The organism is Kitasatospora sp. NPDC048286, from assembly GCF_043201735.1.
Taxonomy (GTDB): Bacteria; Actinomycetota; Actinomycetes; order Streptomycetales; family Streptomycetaceae; genus Kitasatospora.
Genome location: NZ_JBICZE010000001.1, coordinates 717,903 through 735,270 on the forward strand (window position 1 = coordinate 717,903; position 17,368 = coordinate 735,270).

The following is a 17,368-nucleotide window of genomic DNA, read 5'->3' on the forward strand; positions in this document are numbered from 1 at the left end:
ACACGGGACGGGCCCCCGGCGGCATCGCGCTGCCGGGGGCCCGTCACCGTTCTCGCGGCTACGGCCGCCCGAAGTGGGTCGGGTAGTAGCCCGAGTTGAGTGTCGAGACCCGGACGGTCTTGCCCGGCCGCGGCGCCTCCACGAACTTGCCGCCGCCCAGGTAGATCCCCACGTGGTGGATCCCCGAGGCCCGGCCGCTGTCGGACCAGAACACCAGGTCGCCGCGGCGCAGCTGCCCGGCGCTGATCGGCGTGGTCGCCGCGTACTGGTCGTCGGCCACCCGCGGCAGGCTGATCCCGGCGCGCCGGTAGGCCTGCTGGACCAGTCCCGAACAGTCGTAGCCGGACGGGCCGTTGCCGCCCCAGACGTACGGCTTGCCCAGCTGGGCGAGCGCGTAGTCGATGGCCGCCTCCATGCTCCCGGAGGCCGGCGCGGGGTTCGTCGACGGACGGCTCGCGGGGGGCGCGGGCTGGGCGGTGGCGCCGGCCGAGCCGCCGGACTGACCGGTGCGGCTCGCGTAGACGTCGTGGTGGCTGGTCCAGCGCCACTCGCCACTGCCGTTCTTGAACCAGTACTTCGACCCGTCCCAGCCCTGGCGCATCCCGGCGGAGGAGGCCGAGCCGTTGGAGACGGCCTGGGCGGTGGCGCCGGCCGAGCCGCCGGACCGACCGGTGCGGCTCGCGTAGACGTCGTAGTGGCTGGTCCAGCGCCACTCGCCACTGCCGTTCTTGAACCAGTACTTCGACCCGTCCCAGCCCTGCTTCCCGGCCGCGGCGTGCGCGGATCCGGCGCCGGCCGTCAGGCCGACGACGCCGGCGCCCGCCAGCACGGTGGTGGCCAGACAGGTGCTCCGCACGGCCCGGTGTATTCGGCTGCCGCCGGCCGCCGCCGCGGAGCGGGCGGTGCGCGGCCGGACGACGCAGTTCGGGCAGCCGCAGCCCTCGATCGCGGGGATGCGGCCGAGGCGCTCCTCGAAGCCGATCAGACCGGGATCACCGTCGGGGCCGAGCGGGCCCACGGTATCGGCGGGTTCGGCGTACGCGCCGGTGGCTATCCTCATGCGGGTCGTCCTTCCTTCCGCCCGGCGCGGGCGGCCGGGGGCGGTACCGAGGCGGCCACTCCGGCCGGGGCGACGAAGGCGACCAGCAACTGTTCCATCAGCGCGCTGCGGGCGGCCTCGTCCAGTTCGTGCGCCGTCGCCCGCTCCAGACGGCGGACGGCGAGCGCCGCCGCCTCCACCGCGTCGTCCACCAGCACGGTCCGCAGACCGGCGTCCAGGTCGGCCAGCCGGCGGCGGCGCATCGACTCGGCCACCTCCGGCGCGTAGTCCAGGGCCAGCGGCTGCACCGAGTAGACCTCCAGGCCGGCCGGGGCGACTTCGGCGGCCAGCGCCCTGGTCATCTCGTCGGCGAACCACTGCCCGTCGCGCAGCGCCGGTCCGGGCGCGGCGTTGCTGTCGCACGGCAGGGTGGACGCGGTGCGGGTGAGTACCGCCTGGACCTGCTCACGCAGGTAGCTCTCGTGGTCCTCGATCGCCAGCAGCGCCCGTGCGGTGTCCTTGACCCGCCAGACGATCAGCAGCCGGACCACGATCGGCGTGCCGGTGCGGTCCACCACCTTGACCGGCTCGCTGCGCCAGTGCCGCAGCCGCACGTCCGCCCTCCAGCGGCGCAGCAGCGGGTTGACCCAGACCAGGCCGGTCCGGCGGACGGTGCCCCGGTAGCGGCCCCAACGGGTGAGCACCCGGGTCTCGCCGCCCGCGTTGGCCAGCAACCCGGAGAGCGCGGCCACCGCCAGCAGGCCGGCCGCGGCCGCCGCGGCGATCCACTTCGTGTCCACCTCCGCCAGGCCGCTCTCCCGCACGGCACTGCCCCGCAGGTCGGGCAGCGCGTCCCAGTACGGGATGACACCGGTGCGCAGCAGTACGAACAGCACGCCGGCCACGCCGATCAGCACCGCCAGGAGCGCAATCCAGCCGGGCAGCGCGGTGGCGGGCTGCTCGCGCAGCGCCTGGTCGGCGCGCGGCGGGCGCCGGGAGGTGGTGGCGGCCGCGGCCCCGGCCGTCGCGGGGTCCGGGAGTTCGACGGTCTCCGGGGCGGCCGACTCCAGCGGGTCGCGCACCGCCGTCGCGCCGCCGGCCGGCGACGGGTGCGGGACGACGGCCAGCGGGGTGGTCGCCGGACCGCTGTCGACCGGGCCGCCCGGCTTGACGGTCCGGACGGCCGTGGCCCTGGCCAGCGGACTGGAGCCGGCGCCGGAACGTTCCGGCAGTGCCGGCGGGAGCGCCTTGGGCAGGTTGTCGGGTCGCTGCGAAGAATCGCGGGTGACGTCCATGCACGGATCCTCTGGGTCGGTGTGTCGCGCAACGGGCGGCCCGGATCTGACGGGCAGTGCCAGGGTCAGGCTAAGTTCATACGTCATCAAATGCGACATTTGAACCGAGGTGTGTCGACATTTACTGACGAATCATCCAAAGCCGACCTGACGCGCAGGCACATGAGTGGATGGTCGGGACAGTTCGGCGCGGGTCAGCGCCGAGGAGCACCGTTCCTGCGGGCGAACACCCGACGGGTGATCAGTCCGAGGCCGGTGAGCACCAGCAGGACTCCGGCGAGTCCACCGCGCCAGCCGTCCGCAGCGGGACGCCCGGACCAGCCCTGCGCGGTCACCACCGGCGCCGCCGGCGGCCGGGCGGCGGGCTCGGCGGACTCCACCACGGCGGCCACCACCGGTGAGGCGCCGAGGCCGATGGCCGGAGTCCGGGTCGGAGCCGCGGTCAGGGCCGGGGTCGGGGGCGGGGAGACGGTCGCGGTGGCCGAAGGGGCGGGGACGGCGGGCCGGGTGGACACGGTCGGCGAGGTGGCCCTGGACGGCGCCACCGCAGGCACCGCCACGACGGACGGACTCGACGCGGCCGCCGCCGAACCCATGGCGCCCGGGCCCGACTTGGCCGGGCGCGACGCCACCGGACTCGACGGCTGCGGCCTCGGTGCGACCGGACTCGCGGCCGGGCTCGCGGCCGGGCCCGACTTGGCCAGGCGCGACGCCGCCGCGACGGACGGACTCGACGCGGGCGTCGCTCCCCCGGTGGCGACCCGCACCCGCACGAACTCCCCCGAGATCCCGTTGCCCACCCGGTCGGTCGCCGCGACGGTCAGCCACTGCTCCCCGTCCGCCAGGTCCCGGTTGGCCGCGCAGCTCCAACTCCCGTCGAACGCCGCCGCCGCCCCGCACAGCACCGTCCGCCGGCCGACGTCCGCGCCCGCCGCGGCCCGCGCGGTGACCATCACGTTCGCGCCCGGATCCGCCCGGCCGACCAGCTTCGGACGGCCGACCCGCACGGCCTCCCCCGGAGCCGGCGAGGTGAGCACCGGCCGCTCCGGCAGGCCGGTGGCGACGACCAGCTCGCCCGGCGGCCCGGGCGTCCGGCCCCCCGTCACGTCGACCGCGAACGGGGTGAGCAGGTGCTGCCCGTCCGTCAGGTTCTCGACCGGCAGGCAGGACCACCGGCCGTCCGCCGGCACCTCGGTGATGCAGAGGTCGTCGCCCGAGTCCTGGTCGACGACCGAGACGATGCCGCCCGCCTCGCCGGTGCCGGTGAGCCGCAGGCCCGGGTCGTCGGTGTCCGCGGGGACGGTGAGCGTGGGGACGTCCGGGGCCTCGGCGGAGGGCCAGGCGTCGGGGTACTGCAGGGCCGCCGCGAGCGGGGCGTTCCACGCGGTCAGCAGCCCGCTCGCGAGGACGGCCAGGGCGACAGCCGTACGGGGAAACTGTCGGCTCATCCGGCTCTCCTTCGCGGTCGGCTGCCTGGGCGCGGCAGTCTGCACAAGATCCGACAAAAAGGAATCACGATCCTGAGCCGGTCATATCGAGACACCTGGGCTTTTGACCGTGTCCCACCCGTTCGGCGGTCATCCGGGCGGCAGGACGGGATGTACCCGAAACGGCTGCATTTCATCCATTAGGCGGCAATCGACGCCACCCGAACGGACGCGAGAACGGGAGCACCGGACCCATCCGGCGGGTACCGGCCCCCGGGACGGGACCATCCACCCGGCGGCCCGTTCGAATCACCCGCGGGGAACCCCGGAGAACGCGAGAAGCCCCCGGCCGGTGGCCGGGGGCTTCTCGATGGTGCGCTCAGCAGGATTCGAACCTGCAACCTCTTGATCCGTAGTCAAGTGCTCTATCCGTTGAGCTATGAGCGCAAGGAACGGGCGAACCCGATCTTGCGGAGTTTGGTGCGCTCAGCAGGATTCGAACCTGCAACCTCTTGATCCGTAGTCAAGTGCTCTATCCGTTGAGCTATGAGCGCTCGCCCTGGTGAACTCTGCCTCCGGGGCGTTGCGGGGACAACATTACATGACCTGCGGCGTAGGGCGAAATCGATTGATCCGGGCCCGCCCGGGGCCCCGCCACCGCCGCGCTCCCGACCGCTCCGGGCTGCTCCGAACCCGCTCCGAACGGTTCCGAACCCGCTCCGAACCCGCTCCGGGCCACCCCTGGTCCGTACCCGGGAACGCGAAGAGCCCCCGCCGACGAGATCGTCGACGGGGGCTCCCGACTGGCGGAGGCTGAGGGATTTGAACCCTCGATCAGGAATAACCCCGAAACCGCATTAGCAGTGCGGCGCCATAGACCGGACTAGGCGAAGCCTCCCCACAAGGAGCGTCTCCGCGCAAGCGGAACCGTTCCGTGTGTCAGTGATGATGCCACAACCGTGGGCCTTGGCACCAACCGCTGCCAACGTTACTAGGCGGGTCGTCCCCGCCGCAAAGAAGAATGAGATACTGCCGTCTCCGGAGGAGCTGCCCCGAGCCGAGGAGACCTGTCGACGTGAGCAGCAGGCCGATCCGAGGCGCTGCTCGCCTCGCCGCCATACTCGACGCCCTGCCCGACGCGCTGCTGCTGGTGAACAGCAACGGCACCGTCGTGGACGCCAACAGCGCGGCGGTCCAGGCGTTGCAGGCACCGGGCACCTCGCTGGTCGGCATGGGCGTGCTGGGTCTGCTGCCCGAGTTCGACCCCAGCCGGATCCCCGGCTCGATGCGCCCGGCCACCCGCGACGGAGAGGCCCTCGACCGCCCCGTCCGGATGACCGCCCACCGCACCGACGGCACCACCTTCCCGGTCGAGGTCTCCGGCAACGACTTCGCCGACGACGGCGACGGCCGCGGCTACGCGCGCTCCCCGTACGACTCGTACCGCGAGAACTCGCCCTCCTCCTCCGACCTGCTCCTGCTGCTGGTCCGCGACCTCTCCGGCCGGCTCGGTGTCGAGGCCGAGCTGCGCCGCCAGCACAAGCAGACCGAGATGATCCTGCGCGCCGCCGCCGAGGGCGTGCTCGGCGTGGACCTCGAAGGCCGCTGCGTGCTGGTCAACCCGGCCGCGGCGCACATCCTGGAGTACCGGGCGAGCGAGCTGGGCGGGCGCGAGCTGCACCCGCTGATCCAGCACTCCCGGGCCGACGGCACCCCGCTGGCGCTGGAGGAGTCGGCGCTGCTGGACACCCTGACCTCCGGGCGCAAGCACCGGGTGCGCGGCACCGTGCTGTGGCGCAAGGACGGCCGGCCGGTCACCGTCGACCTCACCACCGCCCCGGTCCGGGACGGCGACCAGCTGGTCGGCGCGGTGATGACCTTCACCGACCGCAGCCGCGAACTCGCCCTGGTCGCCCGCAACGAGCACCTCACCGCCGTCCTGGAGAGCGAGCTGGGCGGCGCGCTGAACGCGCTGAACCAGCGGCTCGACGCGCTCGCCGCCGACCCGGCCGGCCAGCTCTGGCCGGAGGCCAACTGGACGCTGCGCCGGCTGGCCGCCGAGTGCCGCCGGTTCGGGAAGCTGATCGACGGGGTCCTCGACCACCAGCGCTGCGAGGCCGGCGAGGCCGGCGAGAGCGGCGCCGCCGAGGCCAAGGACGGCAAGGAGTCCAAGGCTGGCAAGGACGCCAAGGACGCGAAGGACGGCAAGGGCGGGCGGAAGGCCGCGCCCCGGGTGCCGGTGGGCCTGGACAAGGTGGTCCGCCGGGCCGTCGAGGAGGCCGGCGAACTGGTCGGCCCCGGTCGGGTCCGGTTCTCGGTGCACGCCGCCGCAGTCGAGGTGATCGCCGACGAGCGGCGGCTGGCGCAGGCGCTGGCCCACCTGGTCGCCGACGTCAGCGGCGTCGGGCTGGCGCTGGACACCCCCGACGCCCCCTCCCCCGGTCTGGCCGTGCCCGGGCTGAACGGCGCCGCGCCCGCGCTGTCGCCCGCCCCCGAGCCGCCGACCGTCGTCCTGGCCGCCGCCCAGCGCGGTGAGGTCGCCCGGGTCGAGATCCGCGGCCCCGGCGTCGGCGGCAGCCCCGTCCACCTGCCGATAGCCCGGGCGGTGGTCGAGCGCCACGGCGGTGTGCTCCAGCCGCACGAGCTGCCCGGCAAGGCCGGCACCACGTACGTCGTCGAGCTGCCGCTGGACCCGGCCGCCGCCAAGGCCGCCGCCGAGCGCGCCGCCGCCGAAGGCCGCTCCGACCGGCCCAAGGAGAGCGACAGCGCCGTCCTGCCCGAGCTTCCGGGCATCCCGCAGCTGCCCAGCAGCGGCGAGGCCGCCGACACCGCCGAGCCCGCGCCGGCCGGCGAGCGGCCCGACCCCGAGGACGCGGGAGCCGCCGCGGCCCCCGCAGCCCCCGCGGCTCCCGACGCGGAGCGGGACCCCGCCGAGGAGGCCCCCGCCGAGCGGCGCGGCCGCCGTGGCCGACCGGCCGCCGAGACCCCGGCCCCCGGCACCCCCGACGTTCCGGCCGACCAGTGGCCGAACGCCCCCGCGCGGGTCGAGCGGGCCGTCCCCGAGCAGTGGAACGGCACCGGCAACGACCCCGCGTACGGCCGCCAGGGCCTGGCCGGCCCGGACGGTGCCCAGAGCGACCCGTGGGGCAAGGACGACGGCCGCTCCGGCCCCGCCTACGCCGTACCCGTCGAGGGCCACCGGGCGCAGCCGAACCGCCCCGGCGGACGCGAGCCGCTCGCGCTCGGCCCGGCGCCCACGCCCGCCGCCCCCGACGGCACCCCGCCCGGCGGCACCCCGACCGGCGGCACCCCGACCGACGAGGCCGCCCAGGAGCTCTCCCCGGGCGAGACCAAGCACCGGCGCCGGCGCGCACTGCCCTCGGCCGACGAGGCCCCCGGTGGCTTCGCCCTGCCCGGAGCACCCGAGACCCCGGTCTACCCCGGCCTGGAGCACGCCCTGCCGGCCGGCCCCCCGCCCGTGCTGCCCGAACCGGCGGCCACCGCCCCGACCGGGCGCCGCCGCCGGCTGGCCGTCCCGCCGGGGCCGGGACCGGACGCGCTGGTGAACGCCTCCGGTCCGGCCGGTCCGGTCGGCCAGGCACAGCCCTCCCCCGGCACCGCGCTGGCGCCCGCCCGCGCCGCGCTGTCCGCCGCCGTCGAGGAGCCGTCCGGACCGCGCCCGGTCGGCACCGGCCTGGGCGAGCTCGCCCCGCCGCGCCAGCTCGGCCCCGCGCCGCTGCCCGCCGCCGCGCCGCAGCCGCCCGTCCCCGCCGACGCCGCCCGGACCGCGCCGCGCCCGATGGCCGAGCTCCCGCCCGCCGACGAACGGCCCACCGCCGGACAGCCGTCGGCCCCGACCGGCGAGCTGGCCAACACCCGCCGGCTGCTGGTCTGGCCCGAGCCCGACCCGGCCACCAAGCAGGCCCTCCAGGCCCGCGGCTACCTGCCGGTGATCGTCAGCTCCCGCGAGGAGGTGGACGCGCAGGTCGCCGGCTTCCCCGCCGCCCTCTTCGTCGACCCGCTGACCGGCCCGATCACCCGCACCGCGCTCCAGTCGCTGCGCACCGCGGCGCTCAACCGCAGGGTCCCGGTGCTGGTCACCGCCGGCCTCGGCCAGGCCACCCGGGACGCCGCGTACGGGGCCGACCCGGCCGTCCTGCTGCGCGCCCTCGCGCCGCGCGACGGCGAGCACCACGCCCCGCGGGTGCTGCTGGTCGAGGGCGACCCGGACATCGCCGCCGCCATGATCGGCAGCCTGGAGCGGCGCGGCATGCACGTCGAACACGCGGTGGACGAGAACGACGCGGTCGCCCGGGCCAGCAGCGTGCAGCCCAACCTGGTGGTGATGGACCTGCTGCAGATCCGCCGCCGCCGGGTCGGCCTGCTGGACTGGCTGCGCGCCAACGACCGGCTGCACCGCACCCCGCTGGTGGTCTACACCTCGGTGGACCTCGACCCGCGCGAACTGCCCCGGCTGCGCACCGGCGAGACGGTGCTGTTCCTCGCCGAGCGCTCGACCAGCGAGGACGTCCAGTCCCGGATCGTCGACCTGCTCGGGCGGATCGGCGCGATGGGCGAGGCGGGCGTCGCCGCCGCGGGCTGACTCGACTCCTCGGCACGTGGAAAGGGCCGGCCGCCCCCGTTCGGTACGGGGACGGCCGGCCCTTCCACCGGGAGCTCCGCGCCGATCGTCACCGGGCGGTCACTCGTCGCCGGTCACTCCTTGCCGAGCACCGTGACGTCCAGCTCCTCGGCCGCGTAGCTGGCCCGGATCACCTTCTTGTCGAACTTGCCGACCGAGGTCTTCGGCACCGACTCCACGATCGACCAGCGCTCCGGCAGCTGCCAGGAGGCGATCCGCTCGCCCAGGAAGGCCCGCAGCTCCTTCAGCCCGACGGTCGCGCCCGGGCGCAGCACCACGGTGGCCAGCGGGCGCTCGCCCCACTTCTCGTCCGGGACGGCGACCACGGCGGCCTCGGCCACGTCGGGGTGGGCCATCAGGGCGTTCTCCAACTCGACGGACGAGATCCACTCGCCGCCGGACTTGATGACGTCCTTGGCCCGGTCGGTGAGGGTCAGGTAGCCGTCGGCGGTGATGGTGCCGACGTCGCCGGTGCGCAGCCAGCCGTCCTCGGAGAACTTGTCCTCCGGGCGGACCGGGTCCTGGCCGGCGCCGCCGTAGTACGCCCCGGCGATCCACGGGCCGCGCACCTCCAACTCCCCCGCCGAGACGCCGTCGTGCGGCATCCGCTCGCCGCCCGGGCCGATCAGCCGGGCCTCGACGGAGGCCGGGAAGATGCCCTGGGTGACCCGGTACGGCCACTCCTCCTCGGGGGTGAGGCCGCCCGGCGGCTGGGCGAAGCAGCCGAGCGGGGAGGTCTCGGTCATGCCCCAGGCGTGCAGCACCCGGATGCCGTGCCGCTCCTCGTAGGCCTTCATCAGGGAGGGCGGGCAGGCGCTGCCGCCGATGACCACCATGCGCAGGCTGGAGGTGTCGTAGTCGCCCGCGTCGAGCTCGTCCAGCAGGCCGGCCCAGATGGTGGGGACGGCGGCGCTGACGGTCGGGCGGACGGCGGCGATCATCTCGGCCATCGGCTTGGGCTGGAGGAAACGATCCGGCATGAGCAGGTTGGCGCCGGACATGAAGGCCGCGTGCGGGATGCCCCAGGCCTGGACGTGGAACATCGGCACCACCGGCAGCGCGGTGTCGCGCGGGGTGAAGGCGAAGTTGTCACCGGTGTTGACCTGGAGGCAGTGCAGGTAGACCGAGCGGTGGCTGTAGAGCACGCCCTTCGGGTCCCCGGTGGTGCCGGAGGTGTAGCAGAGCACCGCGGCCTGCCGCTCGTCGATGTCGTGCTGCCACGGGTACTCGGTGGGGCGGCCGGCGATCAGCTCCTCGTAGTCGTGCACGCCGCCCGCGAAGCCGGCCAGCACCGAGCGGTCGCCGGGGCCGCTCACCACGATGTGCTTGAGGGTCGGCGCGAGGTCCTGGAGGACGGCGGCGAGCAGCGGCAGGACGGTGCCGTTGACGACGATCACGCGGTCGGCGGCGTGGTTGACGATGAACGACAGCTGCTGGGAGGGCAGTCGCAGGTTCAGCGTGTGCAGCACGGACCCCATCGCGGGGACGGCGAGGTACGCCTCCAGGTGCTCGGCGTTGTTCCACATCAGGGTGGCGACCCGGTCGTCGGCGGTCACCCCCAGCTCGTCGCGCAGCGCCCAGGCGAGCTGCGCGGCGCGGGCACCCACCTCGGCGTAGCTGCGGACGACCGGCCCGGTGCCGTCCCAGGTGGTCACGGTCGAGCGGCCGTGGATGGTGGCCCCGTGCTCCAGGATTCGAGCGACGGTGAGCGGAACGTCCTGCATCGTGCTGAACACGGGTCCTCCTTGACCTGGCGGCACTGGCGGCAGCGCCTGCGGCACCTACCGGGCGGTAATGCGCGCGGACGTGCCCGATTGTGCCGCCCCCACCCCCCGCTGTCAGTATCCCGACCCCGTTGCACGGATCACGGATTCGTCCCGGTTCCGCCCCGGCCCCTCTCGGGTGGGTCAGGGTGGGTCAGGGGCGGGTGAGGTGGAGGGAGTTGGCGGGGTCGGGGGTGTAGGCGGGGTCGAGGGTCCAGCCCTGTTCGGCGGCGAGGCGCAGGGCCCGGTGGGCGCCGGCGCCGCGGTAGGTGGCGCGCTTGAGGTGGACGCGGTCCACTCGGGGGCCGTTGGGGGTGCGGGCGGCGGTGCTGATGCGCTTGGTGTCGCGGTCGAGGATGCGGCGGATGTGGCGGTCCCAGGCGGCGGGGCTGTTGGTGAACTCGGCGCGGAAGGCGCGCGGGCCGACGGTCCAGCGGGCGCCCCAGCGGTCCCAGTAGTCGGGCTCGGGGCGGCTCACCCAGCAGGTGAGCAGGCCGTACACCGGGACGTAGACGATCTGGAGCAGGAAGACGAACGGCAGCAGCGGCGCGAAGCGGACCGGCTGCGGACCCCACGGGGTGCCGGGGGCGGCGGGCGGGTCCTGCGGGGCGGGGGCGTTCAGGACGGCCGGGGCGGGGAAGTGGCGGGCGAGCCGGACGTGCCCGGCGTCGGTCCCGGCCACCACGCCGTGCCAGCCGTGCCGCTCGGCGAGCCGCACCACGCCGGCCGCGCCGAGGCCGCGGTAGAGCCGCAGCGCGAGCCCGACCCGCACGACCCGGCCGAGGTCCGCCTGCACCTCGCCGTCGCCGGCCGCGTACGCCGCCTCGGCGGCGGCGATCCGGCGCGCCAGGATCGGGGCGACGTAGCGTTCCCAGTCCTCCGGGCGGCCGGTGAGCTCGGCCCGCAGCCGGCGCGGCGGGAGGAAGCTGCGGTTGACCTTCAGCCAGCCGTCGGAGCTGGGGCCGGACCCGCCGCCGACGTTGTCGGCGAAGATCAGGAGGACGAAGAGGAGCACCAGGCCGAGGATCCAGAGCGGTGCGTAGATCCACTGGAGGAGGAACTGGGTCAGCACCGCCGCGCGGCTGCGGCGCGGCGCGGGGCCGGGGAAGCCGCCGGGAAGCCCGCTCGCGGGCCTCGGCGGGGCGGACGCGTGCGACTGCTGCGACGGGTACGGCTGCTGGGGCGGGTACGGCTGCGACGGCGGCACCGGCTGCGCGTACGGGTTCTGCGGGGGCGGGCTCTGCACGTACGGGTTCTGCTGGTACGACGCCTGCCCGTACGGGTACTGCGGCGGCGGTGGCGCGCCGTGTCCGCCGGTGCCGCCGTACCCCTGGCCGTTCGTCATGCCGTTCCCCCCGTGCTCGATCGGGGGCCACCCTATCCGCGGGTCTCAGAGGGCGGTCGGGCCGTCCACGAGGTCGCGGTCGACGGTGAGGGTGGCGCCGCCGAAGGTCTCCTCGACGTTGCCGTTGTACTGGTGGACGCGCTGGTGGGAGCTCCAGAGGTCGGGGGCGAGGCCGCCGGAGCCGTCGGTGTCGGCCTTGCCGTCCCAGCGGGCGTACCAGAGCGCGTCGGGCAGCGGGAAGCTGCCGGCCCGGGCGGCGGCGGCGAGGTCCGCGATGCCGGAGTCGAGGCTGGAGTAGAAGCCGGAGCCGTAGCCGGCGGCGTGCAGGCCGGCGGTCCAGCCGAGGGTGAAGTCGACCACCGCCTGGCTGCAGACCGGGTCGCGCGGCGGGTAGGCCTCGATGTCCAGGTAGACCGGGCTGCCCGGGGCGAGCCCGAGCGCGCGCAGGGCCAGAACGGCCTCGCCCGCCTCCTCCTGGCCCTGCTCGACGGCGTTCACCGGGTCGATCCGCTTGGGCTTGTGGCCCGGGTCGGCGCACGGAGCCTGCAGCCCGACGTGCACCGGCAGGAACCGCCAGCCCATCGTCCGCGCCTGGCGCACCCACTCGGCGGTGAGCCGGGGCTGGGTGCAGCCGCGCTGGGAGCCGCTGGTGTAGACGCCGAGCGCCCCGTACGGGGAGGCGTCGCGCCAGGCCTTCAGGGTGTCGAGCGGTGGTGCGGTGCAGGCGTCGAAGGCGGGGCCGTTCCAGGTGTCGCGGATCCGGGGCGGGCCGGACCGGTCGGGCAGTGTGACGGCCCGGATGCGGGGAGCGGCGACGGCGGTCCGGGCGGCGGCTTCGGCGTTCACGCCCGTCCCGTCGGTGGCCAGCAGGAGCACGAGGGCGGCGGCGAGGAGGGCTGCGGGGCGGAGATGGCGCACCTCGCCTTGATACTGACGGACCGTCGGACTGCTGCGGCAGCCACGCCGCGGCGCCCTCGGGAGTCCGCCCTTTCGGACGCACCCGTCCGGATCCGTCCCGATTTTTGTAACGAGCTTGCCCGTTCATCACTCCTTACGGCAAACTCACAAACATGCCCACCTCCCATACCAGCGAAACCCCCGCCGCCTCGTCGTCGGCCGCCGCCGTCGCCGAGGCCCTTGCCATGCCGCCCGCCCCCAAGGGCGAGCCTGCCGGCGAGCGGGGAAGCTGGCGACGAGGTGGGGCGTCCGGCCCCGCGGCGCCACCCGGAACCCACGCCGGCCGATCCCCCGGCCGGTTCGGCAAGGCCCTGCGGCGCCCGGAGCGGATCCCGGCGCCGCTTCTCTGTCTGGCCGCGATGTTCCTGGTGCAGACCGGCATCGCGCTGTCCAAGCCGCTGTTCGGCCCGCTCGGGGTCAGCGGCACGACCTTCCTGCGGCTCGGCTTCGCCGCCGTCATCCTGCTCGCCGTCACCCGGCCGAAGCTGCGCGACAAGCGCCCGCGCGACCTCGCCGCGGCCGCACTGCTCGGCATGGCCTCGGCCGGGATGACCTTCCTGTTCGCCGGGGCCATCGACCGGCTGCCGATGGGCACCGCCGCGACCATCGAGTTCCTCGGCCCGCTCGCGGTCGCCCTGGTCTTCGCCCGGCGCGCCAGCCACCTGCTCTGGGCGCTGCTCGCGGCCGCGGGCGTGGTGCTGCTGACCCTGCTCGGCGAGGGGGACGGCGGCGGGTCGCTCGACCCGGTCGGCCTGCTGTACGCCTTCGGGGCGGCCGCCTGCTACTCCGTGTACATCCTGTTCACCGACAAGGTCGGCGCGACCTTCCAGGGGTTCCAGGGCCTCGCGGTGTCGATGACGGTCGGCGCGCTGACGCTGGCGCCGTTCGGGCTCGGCCAGGCCTGGCACGGGCTGACCGCCCCCGGGGCCTCGGCTCCGGCGCTGCTCGCCGCCGTGGCCGGGGTGTCGCTGCTGCTGCCGGTGATCCCGTACGCGCTGGAGATGACCGCGCTGCGACGGATGCCGCAGCGGGTGTTCAGCGTGCTGGTCAGCCTGGAGCCGGCGGTCAGCGCGCTGGTCGGGCTGGTGGTGCTGGGCCAGCTGCTGGGCGCGCCGCAGCTGGCCGGGATCGGCTGCGTGGTCGCGGCCAGCGTGGGCGCCACGCTGACCGGGCGGCGGTAGCCCCGCGGGTGCCTGCGGAGGCCGCGCGGGGCCGCGCGCGGCCTACGGCCAGAGCAGGGTGCGCGACCACTCCGCGGAGCTGACCGGACCGATGCGGGTGTAGCGCAGCCGGACGTGGCGGCGCTGGCTGTCGCCCTGCCAGAACTCCACCTCGTGCGCCCACAGGGTGTAGACCGCATGCCCGGGCGCCACCGCGTCCGGGTGCGTCTCCAGTCGGCGACGGGCGACCGCCACCGCCTCGTCGTACTCGTCGAGAGAGCCCAGCGGCTCGCTCTGCCGCCCGACCAGCGAGACGACCCGGGCAGCGGGCGAGCGGGTGGCGAACTCGGCGGCGGCGACCAGGTCGGCGGCCCGCTCGACGGTGCCGCGCACCCGGACCTGGCGGCCCAGCTGCGGCCAGTAGACGGTCAGCGCGGCGGCCGGGTGGGCGGCGAGCTGGCGGCCCTTGACGCTGTCGGCGTCCGCGGAGAAGTTCCAGCCGGTGCCGGCCGCGTCGACGTCGCGCAGCACCAGCACCCGGGCGTCCGGCATGCCGTCGGCGTCGACGGTCGAGAGGGTGAAGGCCTGCGGGTCCAGCACACCGGCGTGCAGCGCGGTTTCGAGCCAGTCCACGAACAGCGGGCCCGGCTCGGCGGGGGCGGCCTCGTGGTCGAAGGACGGCAGCGGGCGGGCCATCGGCGGGCGGCCGAGCAGCAGTTCGGGGACGGACCTGGGGGCGGACCGGTGCTCGTGGACCGGCTCGGCCGACGGCTCCGGGCGCGCCTCAGCGGGGTCCGCTCCGGGCTCCGCCGCAGGCCTGGCCCCGTCCGGGCCGGTCAGGCCCTCCTCCTCCGCCGCCATCGCGCGCCCTTCCTTCCGATTGCCGCGGTCGCCACCCCGGCCGGGCCGGGCCTTCCGGGCCGGGCACATGGGTGCGCTGTCGGAGCGCAACCGTACCGCCGTACACCGACGGCTCCGGGCGCGGGCCCTCGATGAACGGATCCGGGCCGGTCAGCGGGGTGTTTCGGGGCCCTTCACGGGTGCCCGGACGGGGAGATCCGGGGGCGGACGGCGAGCGTGCCGGCGCCGGACGCGCTCGTGGGCGGTGCCGGCGCCGGACGCGCTCGTGGGCGGTGCCGGCGCCGGACGCGCTCGTGGGCGGTGCCGATGGCGGCACCGCCCACGAGACCGGTTTCGCGGTGACCCTTTCCGCGGGCCGGTCGAATGCGCTGTTCCCTCTGGTGTGAAGCGTCGGCTCCTCGGTGTCCGTTCCGGCCGTTCCGATCCGGTCCCGCTCGCGGCTGCTCAGCTCACCCGCGTCCGCCCACGTCAGGCGCCCCCGCCTTCCGTGGTGCCCGGTGCCGTCACTCGGCCGTGCGGTCGGTCAGTTGAAGGTCGGGGCGACGACGACGGTGACGTCCTTGTTGCCCTGACCACCCTGCACGGTGCCCGCGTTGTCCTTCACGGCGACGGTGTTGTCCTGGTTCGAGGCACCGGAACCGGTGGCGGTCTGCTGGGTGGAGACGTAGTTGCCGTCGACCCCGCCGAACACGTTGCCGGTGCCCGTGTTGGAGACCACCCCGGTGTCGGAACCGGAATCGGCGCCCGCTCCCTCGTCGGCGGCGGCAGCACCGGCACCGGCCAGCAGCAGGCCGGCCGCGAGTGGCCCGGCCAGGAGCAGCCCGGTTTTTCGACGGGTGTGGACGCGTGCCATGGGTGCCTCCGGGAAGCCGTTCATCGGGCAGTGGTCGATCAAGGTGTGCAAGGTTCGTCAGCGAGACGAACACCTGCGAACTGCGGCGCCGGAAGACAGACTTCCGCAACAAATCGACAAAGCGCTAGCTCATGCGGCGGATTTCGCCCGTTCGCGTGATATCCGTGCCGCCGCGCATAACGGCCCGGAAAGCGATCCAGGTGGCGACACACCCCGCCCGAGCTGGGAACTTCGCCCGGACGGCCGTCGACAGAGACGCCCGGGAGGGCGGCGCAACGTCGTCACGCGGCCCGCCGAGCGCACCACCCCGGCGCATGCGAACCATGAACGCGCCCCTGAAAAGTTCGGTCACCCTCCCGTGTCGACTTTTCCGGCAATTTGCAGTCCGTCGGAAAGTCGCACTTCGACAGCGGGAAGGTGGGCGCGGAGGGCCCGCCCAGAGGTGATGTGCCGTTGGAAATCAGATCATCTTGCCGGGATTCAGGATTCCCAGCGGATCGAAGACCGCCTTCAGCTGCCGCTGCAGGTCCAGCGCCACCGGGCCCAGCTCACGCGCCAGCCAGTCCCGCTTCAGCAGCCCCACCCCGTGCTCCCCGGTGATCGTGCCGCCCAGCTCCAGCCCGAGCGCCATGATCTCGTCGAAGGAGCGCTGGGCGCGGGCCGCCTGCTCCTCGTCCGAGGCGTCGAAGATGACGATCGGGTGGGTGTTGCCGTCCCCGGCGTGACTGACCACGCCGATGGTCAGTCCGTGCCGCTCGGCGATCACCGCGACGCCGTCCAGCAGCTCCGCCAGCCGGGAGCGCGGCACGGCCACGTCGTCGATCATCGTGGTGCCCAGCCGGTCCAGCGCGGGCAGCGCCATCCGCCGGGCGGCCAGCAGCAGGTCGGACTCCGCCTGGTCCTCGGCCGGCACCACCTCGGTCGCCCCGGCCTCCCGGCACAGCCGCGCGACCCGGGCCAGCTCCGCCACCCGGTCCGGCCCGTCGAAGGCCACCAGCAGCAGCGCCTGGGTGGACTCCGGCAGACCCATCCGCCCCAACTCGTTGACGGCCCGCACCGAGACCGCGTCCATCAGCTCCATCAGCGACGGGGTCAGACCGCGCGCCATCACCTCGCAGACCGCCGCCCCGGCCGTCTGCGCGCTCGGGAACTCCGCCGCCAGCGCCAGCTGGGGAGCCGGCGCCGGCCGCAGCGCCAGCACCGCCCGGACCACCACTCCGAGCGTCCCCTCCGAACCGACGAACAGCCTGGTCAGGTCGTAGCCGGCCACGCCCTTCGCGGTCCGGCGACCGGTGGACAGCAGCCGCCCGTCCGCCAGCACCACATCCAGCCCGAGCACGTACTCGCTGGTGACGCCGTACTTCACGCAGCAGAGCCCGCCCGCACCGGTACCGATGTTGCCGCCGATCGTGCAGGACTCCCAGCTGGACGGATCCGGCGGATACGAGAGGCCCAACTCCTCGACGGCTCGGGAGAGTTCGGCGTTCACCACACCGGGCTCGACCACCGCGATCCGGTTCACCGGGTCGATCTCCAGGATCCGGTTCAGCTTCACCAGCGACAGCACGATGCAGCCGTCCACCGCGTTCGCCGCCCCCGACAGCCCGGTCCGGGCGCCCTGGGGCACCACGGGGACGCGCAGCTCGGTCGCGGTGCGCAGCACGTGCTGCACCTGCTCGACCGTCTCCGGGAACACCACCACCGCGGGCTGCCCGGCCGCGCAGAAGGCCGCCATGTCGTGGCGGTACGCGGCGGTCACGTCCGGGTCCACCACGACGGCCCCGTCCGGGAGAGCCTGCGCCAGTCGGTCCGTCAGATCACTCATCGCCGCCTCCACTCGCCGTCCGGCCGCCTCCACCTCCGCACTCTGCCCGGACGGCGGGGGCCCGGCAAGTACGCCCGGAGACGGGTGGGGAGGTGGGAAGGGCCGGGCAAGCGGGCCCGGAAGCGGGTGGGGAAGTGGAAAGGGGCGGGCAAGCGGGCCCGGAGACGGGTGGGGAGGTGGAAGGGCGCCGAACGGCGGAGG

Annotated in this window: 11 protein-coding genes and 3 tRNA genes; 2 read left to right on the forward strand and 12 right to left on the reverse strand. The window is 74.8% G+C overall.

The window, feature by feature from the left end:
• Positions 1-58: 58 nt before the first annotated feature.
• The 6 genes from ACGF13_RS03375 to ACGF13_RS03400 form a co-directional block, all read right to left on the reverse strand.
• Positions 59-1,060: a C40 family peptidase gene (locus tag ACGF13_RS03375; RefSeq protein ID WP_392868449.1), complete on the reverse strand. Its 1,002-nt coding sequence runs from the start codon at positions 1,058-1,060 to the stop codon at positions 59-61.
• Positions 1,057-2,334, reverse strand: coding sequence for an SPFH domain-containing protein (locus ACGF13_RS03380; protein WP_392868450.1), 1,278 nt, complete (start codon positions 2,332-2,334; stop codon positions 1,057-1,059). Before ACGF13_RS03380 ends, ACGF13_RS03375 begins: the two co-directional genes overlap by 4 nt.
• Before the next feature lie 194 nt (positions 2,335-2,528).
• Positions 2,529-3,782 (reverse strand): hypothetical protein, encoded by a 1,254-nt coding sequence (locus ACGF13_RS03385; protein ID WP_392868452.1) that lies wholly within the window; start codon positions 3,780-3,782, stop codon positions 2,529-2,531.
• A 350-nt stretch (positions 3,783-4,132) separates the two neighbouring features.
• Positions 4,133-4,208, reverse strand: a tRNA-Arg gene (locus tag ACGF13_RS03390).
• Positions 4,209-4,239: 31 nt separating this feature from the next.
• Positions 4,240-4,315, reverse strand: a tRNA-Arg gene (locus ACGF13_RS03395).
• Between the two features lie 250 nt (positions 4,316-4,565).
• Positions 4,566-4,659 (reverse strand) — tRNA-Ser (locus tag ACGF13_RS03400).
• Between the two features lie 177 nt (positions 4,660-4,836).
• Between ACGF13_RS03400 and ACGF13_RS03405 the strand changes: the two genes are divergently transcribed.
• Positions 4,837-8,364, forward strand: coding sequence for a PAS domain-containing protein (locus tag ACGF13_RS03405; protein WP_392868453.1), 3,528 nt, complete (start codon positions 4,837-4,839; stop codon positions 8,362-8,364).
• 113 nt (positions 8,365-8,477) lie between these two features.
• Here ACGF13_RS03405 and ACGF13_RS03410 read toward each other — a convergent pair whose 3' ends face one another.
• The 3 genes from ACGF13_RS03410 to ACGF13_RS03420 form a co-directional block, all read right to left on the reverse strand.
• Entirely contained in the window at positions 8,478-10,139 is a 1,662-nt protein-coding gene (locus ACGF13_RS03410; RefSeq protein WP_392868455.1) for a long-chain fatty acid--CoA ligase, read from the reverse strand.
• 181 nt (positions 10,140-10,320) lie between these two features.
• A complete protein-coding gene (locus ACGF13_RS03415) occupies positions 10,321-11,511 on the reverse strand; it encodes a hypothetical protein (RefSeq protein ID WP_392868457.1) in 1,191 nt (396 codons plus the stop codon).
• A 45-nt stretch (positions 11,512-11,556) separates the two neighbouring features.
• Positions 11,557-12,429 carry a DUF1906 domain-containing protein gene (locus ACGF13_RS03420; RefSeq protein WP_392868459.1) on the reverse strand — a complete coding sequence of 291 codons (873 nt, stop codon included), beginning with the start codon at positions 12,427-12,429 and terminating at the stop codon, positions 11,557-11,559.
• Positions 12,430-12,581: 152 nt separating this feature from the next.
• Between ACGF13_RS03420 and ACGF13_RS03425 the strand changes: the two genes are divergently transcribed.
• Positions 12,582-13,649 carry a DMT family transporter gene (locus tag ACGF13_RS03425; RefSeq protein WP_392868461.1) on the forward strand — a complete coding sequence of 356 codons (1,068 nt, stop codon included), beginning with the start codon at positions 12,582-12,584 and terminating at the stop codon, positions 13,647-13,649.
• Between the two features lie 42 nt (positions 13,650-13,691).
• Here ACGF13_RS03425 and ACGF13_RS03430 read toward each other — a convergent pair whose 3' ends face one another.
• From ACGF13_RS03430 to ACGF13_RS03440, 3 genes are all read right to left on the reverse strand, one after another.
• Positions 13,692-14,489, reverse strand: a complete 798-nt coding sequence (locus ACGF13_RS03430; RefSeq protein ID WP_392868463.1) for a pyridoxal 5'-phosphate synthase — start codon at positions 14,487-14,489, stop codon at positions 13,692-13,694.
• Between the two features lie 523 nt (positions 14,490-15,012).
• The gene (locus ACGF13_RS03435; protein WP_392868465.1) at positions 15,013-15,342 is read right to left on the reverse strand and encodes a hypothetical protein; all 330 of its coding nucleotides are present in this window, start codon (positions 15,340-15,342) and stop codon (positions 15,013-15,015) included.
• A gap of 460 nt (positions 15,343-15,802) precedes the next feature.
• Complete coding sequence (locus tag ACGF13_RS03440) at positions 15,803-17,167, reverse strand: FAD-binding oxidoreductase (RefSeq protein WP_392868467.1); 1,365 nt, start codon at positions 17,165-17,167, stop codon at positions 15,803-15,805.
• Between the last annotated feature and the right edge of the window lie 201 nt (positions 17,168-17,368).